At 34.3% G+C, this 18,073-nt stretch carries 14 protein-coding genes and 2 pseudogenes; all 16 read right to left on the reverse strand.

Going from position 1 to position 18,073, the window contains the following annotated elements; translation table 11 throughout:
• Positions 1-57: 57 nt before the first annotated feature.
• Positions 58-984: a dihydrodipicolinate synthase family protein gene (locus VZL98_06825; GenBank protein WVH62416.1), complete on the reverse strand. Its 927-nt coding sequence runs from the start codon at positions 982-984 to the stop codon at positions 58-60.
• A gap of 12 nt (positions 985-996) precedes the next feature.
• Positions 997-1,989: an oligopeptide/dipeptide ABC transporter ATP-binding protein gene (locus VZL98_06830; protein WVH62417.1), complete on the reverse strand. Its 993-nt coding sequence runs from the start codon at positions 1,987-1,989 to the stop codon at positions 997-999.
• Positions 1,976-2,992 (reverse strand): ABC transporter ATP-binding protein, encoded by a 1,017-nt coding sequence (locus tag VZL98_06835; GenBank protein WVH62418.1) that lies wholly within the window; start codon positions 2,990-2,992, stop codon positions 1,976-1,978. Before VZL98_06835 ends, VZL98_06830 begins: the two co-directional genes overlap by 14 nt.
• Positions 2,993-3,001: 9 nt before the next feature.
• Positions 3,002-3,877, reverse strand: coding sequence for an ABC transporter permease (locus tag VZL98_06840; protein ID WVH62419.1), 876 nt, complete (start codon positions 3,875-3,877; stop codon positions 3,002-3,004).
• Positions 3,878-3,887: 10 nt separating this feature from the next.
• Complete coding sequence (locus VZL98_06845) at positions 3,888-4,841, reverse strand: ABC transporter permease (protein WVH62420.1); 954 nt, start codon at positions 4,839-4,841, stop codon at positions 3,888-3,890.
• A gap of 59 nt (positions 4,842-4,900) precedes the next feature.
• Complete coding sequence (locus VZL98_06850; protein ID WVH62421.1) at positions 4,901-6,547, reverse strand: ABC transporter substrate-binding protein; 1,647 nt, start codon at positions 6,545-6,547, stop codon at positions 4,901-4,903.
• Positions 6,548-6,556: 9 nt separating this feature from the next.
• Positions 6,557-7,255 (reverse strand): N-acetylmannosamine-6-phosphate 2-epimerase, encoded by a 699-nt coding sequence (locus VZL98_06855; GenBank protein WVH62422.1) that lies wholly within the window; start codon positions 7,253-7,255, stop codon positions 6,557-6,559.
• A gap of 145 nt (positions 7,256-7,400) precedes the next feature.
• On the reverse strand, positions 7,401-8,216 hold the full coding sequence (locus tag VZL98_06860) for a MurR/RpiR family transcriptional regulator (protein ID WVH62423.1): 816 nt from the start codon (positions 8,214-8,216) through the stop codon (positions 7,401-7,403).
• On the reverse strand, positions 8,203-9,090 hold the full coding sequence (locus VZL98_06865) for an ROK family protein (GenBank protein WVH62424.1): 888 nt from the start codon (positions 9,088-9,090) through the stop codon (positions 8,203-8,205). The genes VZL98_06860 and VZL98_06865 overlap by 14 nt, the downstream gene beginning before the upstream one ends.
• 560 nt (positions 9,091-9,650) lie before the next feature.
• Positions 9,651-10,007 carry a hypothetical protein gene (locus VZL98_06870; GenBank protein ID WVH62425.1) on the reverse strand — a complete coding sequence of 119 codons (357 nt, stop codon included), beginning with the start codon at positions 10,005-10,007 and terminating at the stop codon, positions 9,651-9,653.
• A gap of 365 nt (positions 10,008-10,372) precedes the next feature.
• A pseudogene (guaA, locus tag VZL98_06875) lies at positions 10,373-11,323 on the reverse strand (glutamine-hydrolyzing GMP synthase).
• Positions 11,323-12,774: an IMP dehydrogenase gene (gene guaB / locus VZL98_06880; protein WVH62426.1), complete on the reverse strand. Its 1,452-nt coding sequence runs from the start codon at positions 12,772-12,774 to the stop codon at positions 11,323-11,325. Before guaB ends, guaA begins: the two are co-directional and overlap by 1 nt.
• Positions 12,775-13,023: 249 nt before the next feature.
• Positions 13,024-14,658: a chaperonin GroEL gene (gene groL, locus VZL98_06885; GenBank protein WVH62427.1), complete on the reverse strand. Its 1,635-nt coding sequence runs from the start codon at positions 14,656-14,658 to the stop codon at positions 13,024-13,026.
• Between the two features lie 45 nt (positions 14,659-14,703).
• A pseudogene (locus tag VZL98_06890) lies at positions 14,704-14,989 on the reverse strand (co-chaperone GroES).
• A 214-nt stretch (positions 14,990-15,203) separates the two neighbouring features.
• A complete protein-coding gene (locus VZL98_06895) occupies positions 15,204-16,091 on the reverse strand; it encodes a DNA glycosylase (protein ID WVH62428.1) in 888 nt (295 codons plus the stop codon).
• Positions 16,081-18,003, reverse strand: a complete 1,923-nt coding sequence (locus tag VZL98_06900; GenBank protein ID WVH62429.1) for an ABC-F family ATP-binding cassette domain-containing protein — start codon at positions 18,001-18,003, stop codon at positions 16,081-16,083. The genes VZL98_06895 and VZL98_06900 overlap by 11 nt, the downstream gene beginning before the upstream one ends.
• Positions 18,004-18,073 lie beyond the last annotated feature (70 nt).

An 18,073-nucleotide genomic window follows, 5' to 3' on the forward strand; every position in this document is an offset into this window, starting at 1 on the left:
AAAACTCCCTATCCTACCACTTCTCAAAACAAAAACCCCCTCGTTAGAGGGAGATTTTTAGTTTATTGCTTCTAACAAATCACATGTAAAGTCGTATTTACCTTTTATTTCTAAGAGGTCATTTTTATATTGTTCTTTTTGAGCATCTGTTAAGGCTTTAAATGGTCTTCTTACACTTCCTACATCTAATCCCATCCAAGAAAGTCCTAATTTAATTGCTGCGTAATAATCGTATTTTAAAGAAGTCATGATTATATCTACAGCCATGAGCTGATAGTCTTTTGCCGATTCTATCTCTTTGTTTTCCATGGACTCATATATCTTTATAAATAAGTCCGGAAGCATAGAATAGAAAGAGCCTATCAGTCCGTCTGAGTGGTGTAATAGTCCTGAGATTGCCATTTCATCCGAGCCTGAGTAGACCATAAAGTCTTCGCCCAATTGAGCTTTTATTAGTCTTATTTCAAAATGGTTAGTAGCAGTATATTTTATTCCTTTTACATTTTCAATCTCTGCAAGTTTGTAGATCATGTCAAGACCCATTAAACCGGCTAGTGGTACATTGTAAACTATCATAGGTAATGGTGTTGATTCAGAAATGTCTTTGTAATAATTAAAGATACTTTCGTTATCGAATCTCCAATAAAAAGGTGGTACACTGGATATTGCGTCTGCTCCATTTTCATGGGCATGTTTTGCTATATCGATTGACATTTTTGTTCCAATGTTTCCTACATGAACTATTACAGGGATTCTTCCATTTACTTGATTACACACTATCTCTGTAAGTTTTTTTCTTTCATCGATGTCCATTAAGAATCCTTCTCCGGTACTTCCACCGATGTAAAGACCATTAACTTTCTTATTTATTAAAAATTCCACCAAGTCTCGGGTTTTCTTTTCGTCAAGTTCTTCATCTTGATTGAATGGTGTAATCATTGCAGGTATTACGCCTTTTATTTCTCTTATGTCGAATTTAGCCATCTTTTACGCTCCTTAATCATATAAGTGACAAGCTACCAAATGTTCTTGTCCTTTATCCAGTAATTTCGGTACTTCCGTCTTGCAAATTTCCATTCTTTTACTACATCTTGGGTGGAATGGACATCCTGTGGGTTTGTTAATCGGTGAAGGAACATCTCCTTCCAAGATTATTCTACCTTTGGATTTACCAACCACAGGTATTGGTATAGCTGATAGAAGTGCTTCAGTATACGGATGTAAAGGATTTTTGTAGAGCTCTTCACTCTTCGATACTTCAACTATATTGCCTAAGTACATTACGATAATTCTATCGCTGATATATTCTACAACAGATAGGTCATGTGCAATGAAAATATAAGTCAGATTCATGTTTTCTTGTATTTCCTGCATCAAATTTAGTACTTGAGCTTGTATAGAGACGTCTAAAGCCGATACCGGTTCATCCAGTACAACTACTTCCGGTGATACGGAAAGTGCTCTAGCTATACAAAGTCTTTGTCTTTGTCCCCCCGAAAACTCATGGGGGTATCTGTATATATATTCAGGCTGTAAGTTAACCGTTCTAAGCCTATCTATCATTATTTGCTCACGTTCTTCTTTAGATGAATAACCATGTGCTTTAAGAGGCTCTTCAAAAGCATCGTATATTTTTTTCATTGGATTTAAGGAACTATATGGATCTTGAAAAACCATTTGGACTTGTTTTTTAAATTCAAATAATTCTGCCTTGGTGAACTTTGTGATATCTTGCATATTTCCATGCATATTGAATCTTACTTCTCCACCGGTTGGCTTTTGTAACATCATTATGCTCTTGCCTAGAGTAGTTTTACCACATCCTGATTCACCAACGATTCCAAGTGTTTCTCCTCTTGTTACTTTAAAAGAAACATTGTCAACTGCTTTGATATCGGCTACCTTGCGTTTTTTTATGAATCCTTCATAAATTGGAAAGTAAGTTTGTAAATTATTAACTTCAAATACTATATCATTATTCATTTTCATTTACTTGCTCCTTTTCCCCTTCTAAAAGTATACATCTAGCGACATGATCTCCATTCACTCTAAATAATGGTATGTCTTTTAGCATGCACTCCGGTTTAAATTTTGGACATCTATTTGAGAATTCACAACCCTTTACATAGTCTGTTGGGTCAGGAGTTTCCCCGGGAATTGTCGCCAATTTTTGATTCTTGGAAAGTCCAGGTACCGGTACAGATTTAAGTAGCGCTTTTGTGTATGGATGTACGGGATTTTCAAATACATCCTCAACTTGACCATACTCAATAACCCTACCCATGTACATTACGGCAACTTGATCTGCAACTTCTGCCACTAATCCCATATTATGAGTAATAAGTATAACTGATTTACCATCCTTATCTCTCATGTCTTTCATTAAGTCCATAATCTGAGCTTGTATCGTTACATCTAAGGCAGTGGTTGGTTCATCCGCTATTAAGAGATCCGGGTTATTAACCATAGCTATCGCTATCATAACCCTTTGTTTCATACCACCGGAAAATTGATGCGGATAGTCGTCGAATCTCTTGGTAGGTTCAGGAATACCCAATTTTTTAAGCATTTCTATACCAATTTCTCTAGCTTCTTTTTTGCTAATTTTTTTGTGTTGTAAAATATTTTCCATTATTTGTGAACCTATTGTATAAACAGGGTTTAATGACTGCATAGGGTCTTGGAAAATCATACCTATTTCAGCACCTCTTAAAGCACGCATTTGTCTGCCAAACGGTTTTAAGTTGAGCAAGTTAACATTGTTGGAATCTGTAGAATTAAACCATGATTCTCCTGTAGAGACTCGACCATTTGCTGGTAGAAGATTGATTATACTATGTACTGTAACAGATTTTCCACAGCCTGACTCTCCTACTATTGCAAGTATCTGTCCTTTTTTAACATCTAAAGAGACGTTTTTTACTATTTTAACTTTATTTTTTCCTACTTTAAATTCTGTGCTTATGTTTCTTACTTTTAAAATATTTTCCATATTCGCCTCCTAGTTCTTAGGGTCTAGTACATCTCTTAGACCATCGCCAAGGAAGTTTACACTCATTACAAAGATCGAGATTACAGCACCGGGAATTATCCATTGCCACCAATATTCCTGAATTACCAGGATGCTTTTAGCTGCATTTATTATCGTTCCCCATGTTGGTACATTGGTAGGAACACCTAGTCCGAGGAATGATAATCCTGTTTCTTCCAAGATGAAGAAAGCTACGTTGATTGTGGTTGCTACAATTATTGGACTCATTGTATTCGGTAATATTTGCTTAAACATTATAGGAAAGTCTTTTATACCAAATGCTTTGTTAACTTCAACATATGTTTCTTCTCTCAATCTTAGTACTTCATTTCTAACTATTCTAAACACCGTCATCCAGCCAATAACAGTAAATACCAAAATCATATTTGTAACACTTGGACCAATTGTGGTTACCAGTACCATAACTAGGATAGTCATAGGAAAGGCTTGGAATACTTCTGATAATCTAACAAATATTTTATCTACCCATCCTCTAAAATATCCTGTAATAAGTCCCAAAATAGTCCCTATTATAGAGGTTGTTAATGCACTGACTGTTCCAATCATGATTGACATTCTACCACCGTATAGCAATCTTGAGAATAGGTCTCTACCTGTTGAGTCTGTTCCAAATAGATGCCCATTTCCGGGTGGTTGATTTAAGATGGACATATCTATAGAATTCGGATCATGCTTAGTTATGAATGGCGCAAATATAGACATTAGTGCAAATAAAATAACTACAATTAAACCAATCATTGCAAGTTTATTACTAAGCATCTTTTGTATGGATCTTTTAGCTAGAGATGACTTGTTTGTATTTTTTACTTTTGTTAATTCTGTCATGACTACCTCCTTAATCCAATCTGATTCTCGGGTCTAACCAAGCACTAATTACATCTACCATAAATGATATTACTAACATTACTACCGCTATTAATAGTGTGGTAACCATTATAATAGGATAATCTCCGGATGTTACCGCTCCCATTAGTGTTGATCCGATTCCCGGCCAGTTAAATACTGACTCTATAACGACGGAACCACCTATTAAACCCGGTATTCTAAATAATATAGTTACCAGTATCGGACCCATAGAGTTTCTAAATGCGTGTTTTAAGTACACTTTCCATTCGGGGATTCCTTTACTTCTTGCTGTCTTAACATATTCTTTATTAATTACATCCAGCATAGAGTTTCTCGTGTATCTCAATACTGTAGCAATCATACCTAATGACAAGGCAGTTGCAGGCAATATTAAGTTTTTAAGTTTATCTAAAAAGCCTGTTGAGCCATATACATTTCGTCCTCCAACAGGAAGCCATCTGAGAGATAATGCGAAAATGGCAATCAGAATAATTCCAAATAAAAATTGAGGAATTGATTGTCCTATAACTCCAATGACTCTACCAATATAATCTACTATCCCATTCTGATTTACTGCTGCAAGTATTCCCAGCAATATGCCAAGAACCGAAGATATGATTAAGGCAGATATTGCAAGCTCAAGAGTAGCCGGGAGTTTCTGAGCTAGTACTTCAGAAATTTTTGCTCCATTTATAATGCTATAACCAAAATCACCTTTTATAATGTTCTTAACCCATCTTCCATATTGGACTAAGTATGGGTCATTTAATCCATACCTTTCTCTTAATGCTTCTTTCATTGCAGGATCTTGAGCTGCTTCCGGAGGCACTAAATAGTTAATAGGATCCGTTGGCATAGCCTGAAGTGCAAAAAATATTAATAATGATATGACTAGAAGCATAGGTATCATAAATAGCAATTTTCTTCCGATATACTTTAACACTTCTCATCCTCCTTTTTGGAAAAGCGAGCAATTGATGTTTCAATTGCTCGCATTATTAATTACTTAAGTTCCCAGTTTTCAAATCCGATATCAGTTGCAAACCATGGGTTACCAAATTTAGCACCTTTAGTGTCAACTTTATCGCTATTTGTGAATATCATGTTCTTTAACATAAATATAGTCATTTTTGATAAATCCTTAGATTCAATTTCTTGAAGTCCTTTTAGGATTTCAGCTTTCTTAGCTGGGTCAGTTACTTGTAATAATTCATTATATAATTCGTCATATTGTTTTCCAGCATCACCAATTAGTTTAGGGAAGTTACCGTGAGTTGATGCATATTCTCCATACCACTCATCATAACCAAATGCTGATAGTCCTTTTAATGCAAAATCATAGTTTCTTATATCGAATAATTCTTGAGTCGCATCTCCTGCAAACTTTTGAACGTTTACTGATATTCCAACATCCTTAAGGTTTTGAGCTATAGAATTGTATAGGTCAACTGATGATTGGTCTGCCATGTAGTATCTAAACTCTAATGGTTTATCGTCTTTGTAGTTAATCTCTTTTAATATTTCTTTTGCTTTTTCAGGATTGTATGCATATTTTTCTAAATCGCCATTATTATTTGCTGAATCTCTACCAGGTACACCAAATGTAGATACTTCTGCTAATTCCGGGAATAGGTTCTTTGCAAAGTTTTCTCTGTCTATAGCATAGTACATTGCTTCTCTAAACTTTGGATTCTTAATGTATTCGTTAGCAGGTCTTGTATCATTTCCTGTATAGTTGAATACTAAGTAGTAGTAGAATAAAGTGTCTACTGCTTGAGATTGCCAGTTTTCATTTTTAGAAATTGAAGAAATTTCAGCGGGTACTTTAGTGTTAAAGAAGTCTGCTTTGTTTCCAAGAACTGCATTTAATTTAGCATCAGATGGAACAATATTTACAACAACTTTTTCAATTTTTGGTTTAGTTCCTTCATAGTTTTCGTTTGGAACAAGAGTTAAATATGAATCAGTTACAACTTCATCAACTTTGTACATACCATTTGTTACAGGCTTTTTCCAGAATTCTGCAGTGTGATATTCAGTCATATCAACACCTTCAAAACCATGCTTTGGAAGTATAGCAAACTGAGAAAGAATTCCTACCATATTTCCAACTGATTGAGTAAGTTTAATAGTTACATTATTTCCATCTACTACAATACCTTTAACTTCTGTTTCACTGCCTTCTTTAAATTCCTTAGCACCTTCTATTTTAGTAAATGCTGCAGTATAAATACCGTTGATTTTAGCACCTTTAAGAGCACCTTCAATAGAGAATTTTACATCTTCTCCGGTTAGTTCTTTGCCATCAGACCATTTTAAGCCATCTTTTAAATTAAACTCGTAAGATAATCCGTCATCTGCCATTTTGTAATCTTGGATTAAATCAGGATTAAATTCTGATAGGTCGCTGTTAGCTTTGAAAAGTGATCTAAATGATATAACTTTGTAAAGGTCTCCTCTATTCCACCATGGAGTGTCAAAATTCGTTCCTTCACCTTGTTTATCATACAATGTAGTCAATACCTTGCCATCTGTACTTGGAGCTCCGGATTTATCTCCTTCAGTTTTGTTTTCAGTTTTTGTACCACCACATGCACTTAAAAGCATAACCAGTGCCAATAATAATGCTAATATTGATTTTTTGTTCATGTCTTCCTCCTAAACTTTTTTTATTTCTTCTACAAATCTTTCAGCTATTTGCTGAGGTCTTGTAATGGCTCCCCCCACTACGACAGAGTGAGCTCCAATTTCAAGCATCTTTTTAGCTTGAGTTGGTTCAATTATACATCCTTCTGCAATAACCGGAACATTCGTATTTTTTACAATTTCTTTTACTAGTTCAAAATTGGGCATTGAAGCATCTTTTGATTCTTCTGTATAGCCACTGAGAGTTGTTCCTATAAAGTCAAATCCCAATTCTGCTGCATTTAGCCCTTCTTCCAAAGTGGCACAATCAGCCATAAAAAGTTGATTTGGGTATTTTTTTCTTACCTCCTGGAAAAACTCATTTATTATACTTCCATCAGGTCTTTTCCTCAAGGTAGCATCAAGTGCTACGATTTCTACTCCTGCTTTCACTAGAGAATCTATTTCCTCCATAGTAGCAGATATAAAAACACAACTATCCGGATATACCTTTTTTATTATTCCAATTATCGGTAAGTCGATTACTTCTTTTATTTCCATTATATCCCTAACTGAGTTTGCTCTAATACCACAGGCTCCAGCTCTTTGGGCAGCAATAGCAAATAATGGCATTACACCTCCAGTTTTGCTATACATAGCTTCATCATCAAGTGCTTGGCAAGATACTATCAAGCCATTTTTTATTTTTTCAATTACCCTATCATTTTGCAAACCATCACCTCCTCCGGCCACATTGGAGTATCTCTCCATATATTTTCTGTTCTATAGGAGTAACGCTCCACTTATCCTATATAATACCAGATTATGCAAAGGTTTGCAAGTAATTTTTAAAAAAATCGAAAAATTATTTCGATTTTTAGTCTTTTCTTTTGTTTAGTATCGCCATTGCCGATTTAGATCTTGCAGAAAGATATTTTTCTTTATCGGTCAATGAATATGCTGTACAAAGTATATCGATTATATATAGTTGAGAAATTTTTGCACTAAGTGAACCACCTTCAAGCAGGGATTCTTTCTTGGAAGTTGTAAAAATTATATCTGCTAATTCACCGACAGGAGAAAGCAAGTAATTTGTTATTACTACTATATAGGCCCCATTATCTTTAGCAATTTTAAGTGCATCATAGATATCAGCTGTCGTCCCTGAGAGGCTGAATGCTATAACCATGCACTCATCGTCAAGTATTGCTGAATTCATTGCTTGAAAATGCGAATCAATTATTGCTTTAGTATGCAAACCGGCTCTAAAAAATGTCATTTCTGCTTCTTGAGCCGCCAATCCACTTGCTCCAATCCCATAGAAAAAGACTTTTTTATACTCTTTAATCTTTTCTACAAATTTTTTGATTTTATCACTATCTACTAAAGATTTTGTACTTTCTATGATCTCTTTATAATTTAACGCGATTTTTTCAATATAATTATCTGAATCATCATATTTCTCAGAGAAATCTTCCTTAGCAAGGTCCATCTTCAAGTCCTGGAAACCGGTATAACCAACTTTTTTATAAAATCTTACTACTGTTGCATCCCCAACTTTTATGTCCTCGGTAAGCTGTTTAATAGACATAAATACTACATTTTCACCATTATCCTTTATATAATCAGCAACTTTCCTTTCAGATTTTGTCAAACTAGGATATATGCTTTCTACCTTATCAAAGTACCCCATGATTTATTCCTTTCCTTGTTTTATAGTGATGCAAAGCTCCATACGAAGCTGCTAAATTACCTGCTTTTGCAAATTCTATTTCCACTTTTTCATATGTTAATGGGAGCATATGTTCTTTAAGGTATTTTCTGATTATTGGCTCCAGATATTCCCTCTGCTCCATAATACCTCCACCTAATAATACGACTTTAGGGTCTAGGATAAAAGTTATATTAGCTATTCCCATACAGAGATTATTCATAATCCTGTCAATTGTCTCTATTGCTTCTCTTTCACCTGCTTTTGCACATCTAAATATATACCTTCCATCAGCTTCAAGATTTCCTGTCTTCTCTCTATATAGCGAAACAAGTGCTGAAGTTGAGGAAATATCCTGGAAGCAGCCTCCTTCCATTTTCATATATCCTACTTCCATAGCAGTATAATTAGATCCTCTATATATAATGCCGTCTTTTATGAAAGCTCCGCCTATTCCTGTCCCGACAGCAAGCATAAGAACGGCATCTTTATCTTTAGCAGCTCCAAAACTATATTCTCCAAGAGCAGCGCAGTTCACATCATTATCTATTTCACAATCAAGTCCATACTTTTCCATAATATGTTTTTTCCAGTTAAAGCCCTTATAATTTGGAATTGTATTTCCGGCGTGAATTATTGTTCCTGACTCAATATCCACTACTCCGGCTGAGGAAATTGCTACTCCTTGTAATTCGTAATTATCTTTATACTTCTCTATTATCGAATCTACATTTTTTACTATGTAATGGCCACCTCGACTTCCTTCAGATTTTGTCTCCCCACTTTCTATAAGATTATTATTGAAAAGACCGTATTTAATATATGTTCCACCAATATCCAAAGCCAAAATATTCATAGATTTCCCTCCCTACTTTCCTATAAAATAACATATATCTATTAACTTTGCAAAAGATATCATCATAGGATTTTAATATCTTTACATAATTTTTATGTATTATTTTACTGTATTAATAATAAAGTTTAAAAATAATGAGTATGTTATAATATATTTAGGTGATTTTATGAAATATAAAAACCCATATATGAGGAAAATTAAAAATACCCATCTCCTCTTAGTGTCTTGTAATTTTTGTAAGACACCTTTCTTGATATACCAAAAAGGCGGCAGGGGTAATTTAATTAAAATTCAAAGGGATAGGATTGTGGAGTCTGAATTCGATATTGATGAGATGGGAAACGGTCTACGTTGCATTAATTGTGGGAAGCATTTAGGATCCTTGAGGGATTACTTTGGTGTTCCATCGTACTTTCTGATTCGAGGAACGGTAAACACTAGAAGAATATGAGTTTTAAATTGAGAATTGTCTCTAAAAGATAAATGCTTCATGGAAAATATCTCCATGAAGCATTTTAATTCTATTAAATAAGTTATTTAAAACGAATATCTCATGTAGACTATTGTTCCGGTTTAGCCTCATTTTTAATAAATGATTTAGCTATAAGTATAATCAACAAGATAGAAAAAAGTACGATGAGCTTTATATTTTTTAATTCAAAGGACATATATAGATTGTTCGCATATATTAAACCTATTACTGCCAGATATATTTTATGTAGTTTCAAATAATCAAAGGCTAATATAAAAACCAAGAAGTAAATAACCGTAGATATTGCAATTAGGGAAATGTATAAAAAATACACATCATCATTTATAGAAAAAAATAGTAGTTTTGTTATTAATTCGTAAATATACGTATTCACGGCAAATAAGAGCATCGTAAATACTACATTAATAAATATTTTATTTTTCATTCTATAACCTCCTATTTCTTTATAAGATATCATATGTCATTTAACAAAGCAATGATTTCTATCATCTTTTTGTCACAATAATACAAAAGAAAAGCCGGGGTAAAATGGTACTGATATATGAAGTGTATTTATCATCTTATTAGATATCAATTCTGCTGTTTTAACTGAAAAAGGCATCGTAGAACTACAGAAAAAAGTAAAAACCAAAACCTCTGTAAGCACTGAATTATCAATATTTACAGATGTTTTGTTACTGCTTTTGCTGTCAAAGATATGATTATAGCATAATTGATTAAATAAGTTCTATAATTTCCATTGAAAAAACCACCGAATTTATCGGTGGTCTAATCCTTGAATTATTGTTTTTATTCAAATTCTATAGTTCCGGGTGGTTTATCTGTAATATCGTATAGTACTCTAACCACACCAGGTACTTCATCGCAGATTCTCTTTGAGATTTTTCTTAATAGTGCATGTGGGATTTCGTGCCATGTTGCTTCCATTGCATCTTCTGTATCTACTGCTCTTAACATTATAGCATATGAATAGCTTCTTTCTCCGTCAACTTTTCCTACTGCTTTGAAGTCCGGAATTGCAGCAAAATACTGCCAGATTTCAGTGTTTAAACCGGCTTTTTGAATCTCATCTCTGTAAATAAAGTCTGCTTCTCTTAAAATTTCGAGCTTTTCTCTTGTAACTTCTCCAAGGCATCTAACGCCAAGTCCAGGACCGGGGAATGGTTGTCTTCCTACAACTTCTTCAGGGATTCCAAGGTCTCTTCCCACTTGTCTTACTTCTTCTTTGTATAGGGTTCTTAGAGGTTCTACCAGTTCAAAGTTTACATCCTCAGGAAGACCGCCTACATTATGATGGCTCTTTACGAGTTTATCTCCTTCAGTACCGCTTTCTACGATATCAGGGTAGATTGTTCCTTGAACTAAGAAGTCATATCCTTCGAGTTTTGCTTGTTCTTCTTCGAAGACTCTTATAAATTCTTCACCTATTATCTTTCTTTTCTTTTCAGGGTCATTTACTCCTACCAACTTGTCTAAAAATCTGTCAACTGCATCTACTACTACTAAGTTGATGTGGAATGTATCCCTAAATACTCTTTCAACTTGTTCTTTTTCGCCTTTTCTTAGTAGACCATGATCAACGAAGACACATGTCAATCTATCTCCTATGGCTTTGTGAACAAGTACAGCACATACAGCAGAGTCTACTCCTCCGGATAGTGCACATATAGCTTTCTTGTCCCCTATTTGTTCTTGCATTTCCTTAATGGATTTGTCAATAAATGCTTGCATATTACCTCCTACATTGAAGTATAGTTTGGAGATTCTTTAGTGATTGTTATATCATGTGGATGGTTCTCGATAAGTGATGCTGAAGTGATTTTAACGTATTTTGTATTTTCTTGAAGCTCTTTGATGTCTTTTGCTCCAACATAACCCATACCAGCTCTAAGACCTCCTACCAGCTGATACACAACTTCTCCAAGAGATCCTTTATACGCTACTCTACCTTCTACTCCTTCCGGTACTAATTTATCTGCTCTTTCCTGGAAGTATCTATCTGTGGAACCGGCTTTCATAGCTGCTATAGAACCCATTCCTCTGTATACTTTAAATCTTCTTCCTTCATAGATTTCCATATCTCCAGGGCTTTCAGTAGTTCCTGCTAAAAGTGAGCCAAGCATTACTACATTGCCTCCTGCTGCTATCGCCTTGGTAATGTCTCCTGAGTATTTAATCCCTCCGTCTGCTATGATAGGGATATTGTATTTTTTACCCACTTCATAACAGTCTATGATTGCTGAAATTTGCGGTACTCCGATACCGGCTACTACCCTAGTTGTACAAATCGATCCAGGTCCGATACCAACTTTAACACAATCTGCTCCAGCTTTGATTAGTGCTTCAGTAGCTGCTCCGGTTGCAACATTTCCAGCAATTAGCTGTAAGTCAGGAAATTCGGCTTTTATCTTTTTAACTGTATCCAGTACTCCTTGAGAATGTCCGTGAGCAGTGTCTATTACTACAACATCCACTTTTGCTTTTACAAGTGCGGCAATTCTATCAAGAACATCTTCAGTTACTCCGACAGCAGCTCCTACTAGAAGTCTACCTTGCTCGTCTTTTGCTGAATTAGGATATTCTATTGATTTTTCGATATCTTTTATAGTAATTAAACCTGTTAAGTGATTATGATCATCAATTAAAGGTAGTTTTTCAATTTTATGTTTCTTTAATAGGTCTAGTGCTTCATCCATCGTAATATCTGATTTTGCAGTGACCAAGTTTTCTTTAGTCATTACATCATCGATAATTTTATCGACATTGTTTTCAAATCTTACATCTCTATTAGTAATAATACCAAGTAAGACTCCATTTTCATCAGTTATAGGAACTCCGGATATCTTATAATGTGCCATTAAATCCATGGCATCTTTGACTTTGTGAATTGGTGATAAAAAGAATGGGTCGGTTATTACACCGTGTTCAGATCTCTTAACTCTATCAACCTCGACTGCTTGCTGTTCGATAGACATGTTTTTATGAATAATACCTATTCCGCCTTCTCTGGCGACTGCTATAGCCATTTTTGATTCTGTAACAGTATCCATTCCGGCACTCATAATAGGAATGTTTAGAGTGATTTTATTAGTTAGTTTTGTAGATAAATCTACTTCTTTCGGTAATACCTTTGAGTGATCAGGAATTAGCAGTATATCGTCAAATGTGAGTCCTTCGCCTACGTACTTCATAATATTTTCCCCCTTGATATTATATTGAATTTTTGTCTCTTATAGAATTATAATACAAATCGATAGCTTTGTATAGTTGACTATGTGAAAAAAATCAGTAATTTTTTGTTTGCTACAATACCCTTAAGTTATTCTGTTTAGATAGTGATATAATTTACAGAACAATACAAATTTAATGGTCTGTTTTTATTATTTATAAACAAGATAATAAAAAAAGGAACCCCTAAAAAGGAGCTCCCAATTATTTAATTACATCATTCCCATGCCGCCCATGCCGCCCATTGCTGCAGCTGCTGCCATCGGGTCATCTTCTTCTATATCTGCTACTGCTGCTTCAGTAGTTATTACCATTGATGCTACTGATACTGCGTTTTCAAGAGCTGATCTTGTAACTTTTGTAGGGTCTACTATACCTGATTTGAACATGTCTACGTATTCTTCAGATACAGCGTCAAATCCCATTCCCGGTTCCAAACTCTTGATGTGTTCAGCGATTATTGAACCTTCAAGACCTGCGTTTATAGCTATTTGTTTTACAGGTTCTTCAAGAACTTTGACAATGATGTTAACACCAGTTCTTTCATCGCCTTCAGTTTCGTCGATTAATTTGGAAACTGCAGGTATACAGTTAAGAAGTACTGTTCCACCACCGGCAACCATTCCTTCTTCTACTGCTGCTCTGGTTGCTGCAAGTGCATCTTCAATTCTTAGTTTTCTTTCTTTCAGTTCTGTTTCAGAAGCTGCTCCAACTTGAATTACAGCAACACCACCTGAAAGTTTAGCTAATCTTTCTTGAAGTTTTTCTTTATCAAAGTCTGATTCAGAAACTTCTAATTGTGATCTTATTTGAGAAACTCTTTCTTCAATTTTCTCTTGTTCTCCTGCACCATCAACGATTACAGTGTTTTCTTTAGATACTGTTACTCTTCTAGCATTACCTAAATGTTCAACTGTAGCTTCTTTTAGGTCATATCCTAAATCTTCAGTTATTACAGTTCCACCAGTTAGTATAGCAATGTCTTGAAGCATTTCTTTTCTTCTGTCGCCAAATCCCGGAGCTTTAACTGCAACTACATTTAGAGTTCCTCTTAATTTGTTTAGAACTAATGTAGCCATTGCTTCGCCTTCAACATCTTCTGCGATGATTAGAAGCGGTTTGCTTTGTTGCATTATTTGCTCAAGAATCGGTAATATTTCTTGGATATTTGTAATCTTCTTATCTGTAATTAGGATAGCAGGATTTTCTAAATGTGCTTCCATTTTGTCTGCATCTGTAGCCATATAAGGAGAAACATATCCTCTATCAAATTGCATACCTTCAACAACTTCTAAAGTAGTTCCCATGCTTCTTGATTCTTCAACGGTTATTACGCCGTCTTTGCCAACTTTATCCATTGCTTCTGCAATAAGTGCTCCAACGTATTCTTCACCTGCTGATACGGCACCAACTTGTGCGATTTCATCATTTGTTTCGATATTATGTGAGAATTTTTTGATTTCTTCAACAGCAGTGGTCATCGCTTTTCTAAGACCTTTTTGTAATACCATTGGGTTTGCGCCTGCTGCTACGTTTTTTAAACCTTCTCTTATAATAGCTTGAGCAAGTATTGTTGCAGTTGTAGTTCCGTCTCCGGCTACATCATTAGTCTTAGTTGCTACTTCCTTTACTAATTGTGCACCCATGTTTTCGAATCTGTCTTCAAGTTCGATTTCTCTTGCAATTGTAACACCGTCATTTGTGATAAGTGGTGCACCGAATTTTTTATCCAAAACTACATTTCTTCCTTTAGGTCCAAGAGTAATTTTAACGGTATCAGATAATTTATTGATTCCTCTCTCTAAACCTCTACGAGCTTCTTCTGAAAATTTTATATCTTTAGCCATAAATAAGCCTCCTATTTTAATTTATTTAAAGTAATTGATTTTTAATTAGTCTTCTACTACAGCCAATACATCAGATATTTTAATAACAGTTAGGTTTTTTCCGCCTAATTTTACTTCAGTACCTGCATATTTAGTGTATATAACTTTATCTCCAAGTTTTACTAAATCTTTTTTCTTGCCATCATTTAGTAATTCTTCACTTATTTCAATAACTTCGGCAAATTGTGGTTGTTCTTTCGCTGATGAAGGAAGTACTAATCCCGGAAGCTGTTTTTTCTTCTGCTTCTACAAGTTCAATAACAAGTCTTTCTCCTAATGGTCTTAATTTCATATATATCCTCCTAATATTGGTCTTTTAATTTTGTTAGCACTCAATCGTTGCGAGTGCTAATAATTACAATACAATAATAAATCATCGATGCTATTTTTTCAACTCTAGATATTAGCTGTTTTATCCATATAATCGATGATTTATGTTTATTTTCTGTATTATTCTTTATTTATCTATTGATTCTCATAGTAATTGAATTTTACTCTTTAGTTTATTATGCCTTACCTATTGCATTGTCTCTACCGTAGTAGAATAGATATTGCTGAGCATAGCCTGCATTTTTACCGAATAGTGCGTTAGCATACTCTACAACTTCTTTAGGTTTTACTTCTTTATTAATAAAGAGTGTTTCCATTACCCTCTTAATCCAAACATCCACAGGAAACACTTCCGATCTTCCAAATGCAAATAGCATGATGCAGTCTGAAACTTTGGGCCCTACACCGGGGAGTTCTATAAGTTTCTTTCTTAATTCTGTAGTTGAGAGTTCTCTAAGCTTATTTTCTGCAAAGTCCGGTTGTAGCAGCATTCTTGATGCCTCAACTATTCTTACATCCCTAAATCCTACCCTACATTTTTCTCTTAAATCCAGTGGATTAGCATTTGCCAGAATTTCTTTTTTAGGGAATGAATAGTACTGTCTATTTTCATCTTCACCAATTTTTTCTCCATATAGATTAGATATTTTTTCAATGGAACCTTTTATTCTCGGTATCATATTATTCGCCGATATTATAAAGGAAATAATGGTTTCGTATATGTCTTGGTTAAGTATCCTTATTCCATATCCATATTCGCTTGCAGCTATTAAATCTTCGTTTATAGGCAGTTCGCTCTTTATTTTTCTATAATCGGTTTCTAAGTCAAAATATGAATACCATAATTCTTTAAATTCAACTTCGTTTGTACCATTGATTATTACATTTCCATCTATATTTTTAACATTAATTACTCTATTAAAAGCTATTAATGTATAACTCTCGTCTTCTTCTTTATACCATCTAAAAGCTTGACCGCATTCGAGTATATGTTTTGGATGAAATTCATCATGCGAAAAAATCACCTTGTTGCCTTCATATGAGAGTTTTAATTTATTCATCATAATCCTCCAGCATTGCAGAAAGTTCAAACCATTCATTAAAGAGCTCGTCTTTCAACTCTTTCAATTCATCTAATTCTCGATGAAGTTTTAGAGATGCTTCATAATCATTATATATATCAGGTTCAAATGCTTTCTCTTCAAGTTCTTTGATTTTTTTATCCAGTTCTTCTTGTTCTTTTTCAATTGATTTAATGTTTTTTAGAAGTTCACTCTTTTTCTTTTTTATCTCAGATGCTTTTTTCTTCTCTTTAACTATTGCAGTTTTAGTTAATCCGCTTCCTTCTTCATCTGATTGTATTTTACTCTCTTCAACCTTTTGAACATAATAATCGTAATTACCATAGTAAACAGTTGCATTATCAGGTTCTATCAGTATGATTTTATTTGCTACTTTGTTTAAAAAGTATCTGTCATGGCTGATTACTAAAAATGTATCATCGTATTTATTTAGTGCATCCTCTAGGATTTCTTTTGATTCTATATCCAGATGGTTCGTCGGCTCATCCATGAGTAGAAAGTTAGGTTTCTTCAGCATTAATTTCAGAAGCGATAATCTACCTCTTTCTCCTCCACTTAAGTCCATGACATTCTTAAAAACTTCTTCACCTTGAAAGTTAAAAACTGCCAAGTAATTTCTGGCTTCTCCAATGGTCATATCCGGATATGTATCCAGGATTTCATCTATTACCTGAACATCATGTAGGTTTTCCAAAGTTTGGTCATAATACCCCTTAATTACATTGGAACCGATAATCACTTCTCCTGAATCAGGACGCATTTCGCCAACTATCATTTTAATGAGTGTTGATTTTCCAATGCCGTTTGCACCAATTACTCCTATTCTATCCTTTTTGAAAACATCTATATTTATGTTTTCCAGAATTTTTACACCATCGAAGGATTTAGAGATATCTTCCAGTTTTGCCACTTCGTTTCCACTTTCTACATCGGAGCTGAAGTTAAGTTTAAAAGCATCACCTGCTTCGTAAGGTTTATCGATAATTTCCAACTTATCTAGCTGTTTCCTTCTGGATTGTGATTGTTTGATATACCTGTCACGTCCGTAGTTGGCAAATCGCTCTATGATTTCCTCTTGTCTTCTAATCTCCTTTTGCTGATTTTCATAAGATCTCTTCATTATCTCAAGCTCTTTTTTTCTCGTTTCGACAAATTTGGTGTAATTTGTATTGTATACCTTAAGTTTTTTATTTTCTAAATGGAAAATTTTGTTTGCAACTTTATCTAAAAAATATCTGTCATGGGAAATCATAATAACTGTTCCTTGAAAGTTTATTAAAAAGTTCTCCAAAAAGTTTATCGCATCCATATCCAAGTGGTTTGTAGGTTCGTCCAATAGTAATATATCAGGCTTTTGTAAAAGTAAAGTAGCCAAGTGTAGTCTGGATTTCTGTCCTCCACTTAGTTTTGAGACTTCCTTTTCAAAATCAATTTCTTCAAATCCCAATCCCTTTAATGTTCCTTTTATTTCGGATTGGAAACCATATCCGTTTTCTTCTTGAAACCTTTCGGTTAGTTTTGAATATTTATGCATGATGATTTCAAGGTCTTTTTCATCGCTTACCTCTCCCATCTCGATTTCAAGCTTTCTTATTGATTTTTCCATTTCAATGAGATGCTCAAACTTTTTAAGACAGGTTTCATAAACCGTTAAGTTGTCCTTTAAATCGATATTTTGAAGTAGATATCCCATGCTCAAGTCTTTCGCTTTATATATTTCTCCGGAATCTTGATTCAAGTCTCCATAGATTATATTCATCAGTGTGGTTTTTCCCGAACCGTTTGCACCGATTAAGCCAATTTTATCTCTCTTGTTTACATTAAATGAGATGTCTTCTATTATTTTTTCGGCTAGAAATGATTTTTCAATTCCGCTTAATGATAGTACTACCATATTAACTCCTTTGGTATTTAGTAGCTTTTTATACACATATTTTATTATACTTGTTTTGAATACATAAATA

The organism is Peptoniphilaceae bacterium AMB_02, assembly GCA_036321625.1.
Taxonomy (GTDB): domain Bacteria; phylum Bacillota; class Clostridia; order Tissierellales; family Peptoniphilaceae; genus Microaceticoccus; species Microaceticoccus formicicus.

Coding starts and splice junctions, on each gene's coding strand:
- guaB (WVH62426.1), bottom strand. CDS start 12,774: ATGAAGTACGTAGGCGAAGGACTCACATTTGACGATATACTGCTAATT.
- VZL98_06860 (WVH62423.1), bottom strand. CDS start 8,216: ATGGGGTACTTTGATAAGGTAGAAAGCATATATCCTAGTTTGACAAAA.
- VZL98_06830 (WVH62417.1), bottom strand. CDS start 1,989: ATGAAAATGAATAATGATATAGTATTTGAAGTTAATAATTTACAAACT.
- VZL98_06865 (WVH62424.1), bottom strand. CDS start 9,090: ATGAATATTTTGGCTTTGGATATTGGTGGAACATATATTAAATACGGT.
- VZL98_06825 (WVH62416.1), bottom strand. CDS start 984: ATGGCTAAATTCGACATAAGAGAAATAAAAGGCGTAATACCTGCAATG.
- VZL98_06835 (WVH62418.1), bottom strand. CDS start 2,992: ATGGAAAATATTTTAAAAGTAAGAAACATAAGCACAGAATTTAAAGTA.
- VZL98_06870 (WVH62425.1), bottom strand. CDS start 10,007: ATGAAAAATAAAATATTTATTAATGTAGTATTTACGATGCTCTTATTT.
- VZL98_06850 (WVH62421.1), bottom strand. CDS start 6,547: ATGAACAAAAAATCAATATTAGCATTATTATTGGCACTGGTTATGCTT.
- VZL98_06900 (WVH62429.1), bottom strand. CDS start 18,003: ATGGTAGTACTATCATTAAGCGGAATTGAAAAATCATTTCTAGCCGAA.
- groL (WVH62427.1), bottom strand. CDS start 14,658: ATGGCTAAAGATATAAAATTTTCAGAAGAAGCTCGTAGAGGTTTAGAG.
- VZL98_06840 (WVH62419.1), bottom strand. CDS start 3,877: ATGACAGAATTAACAAAAGTAAAAAATACAAACAAGTCATCTCTAGCT.
- VZL98_06895 (WVH62428.1), bottom strand. CDS start 16,091: ATGATGAATAAATTAAAACTCTCATATGAAGGCAACAAGGTGATTTTT.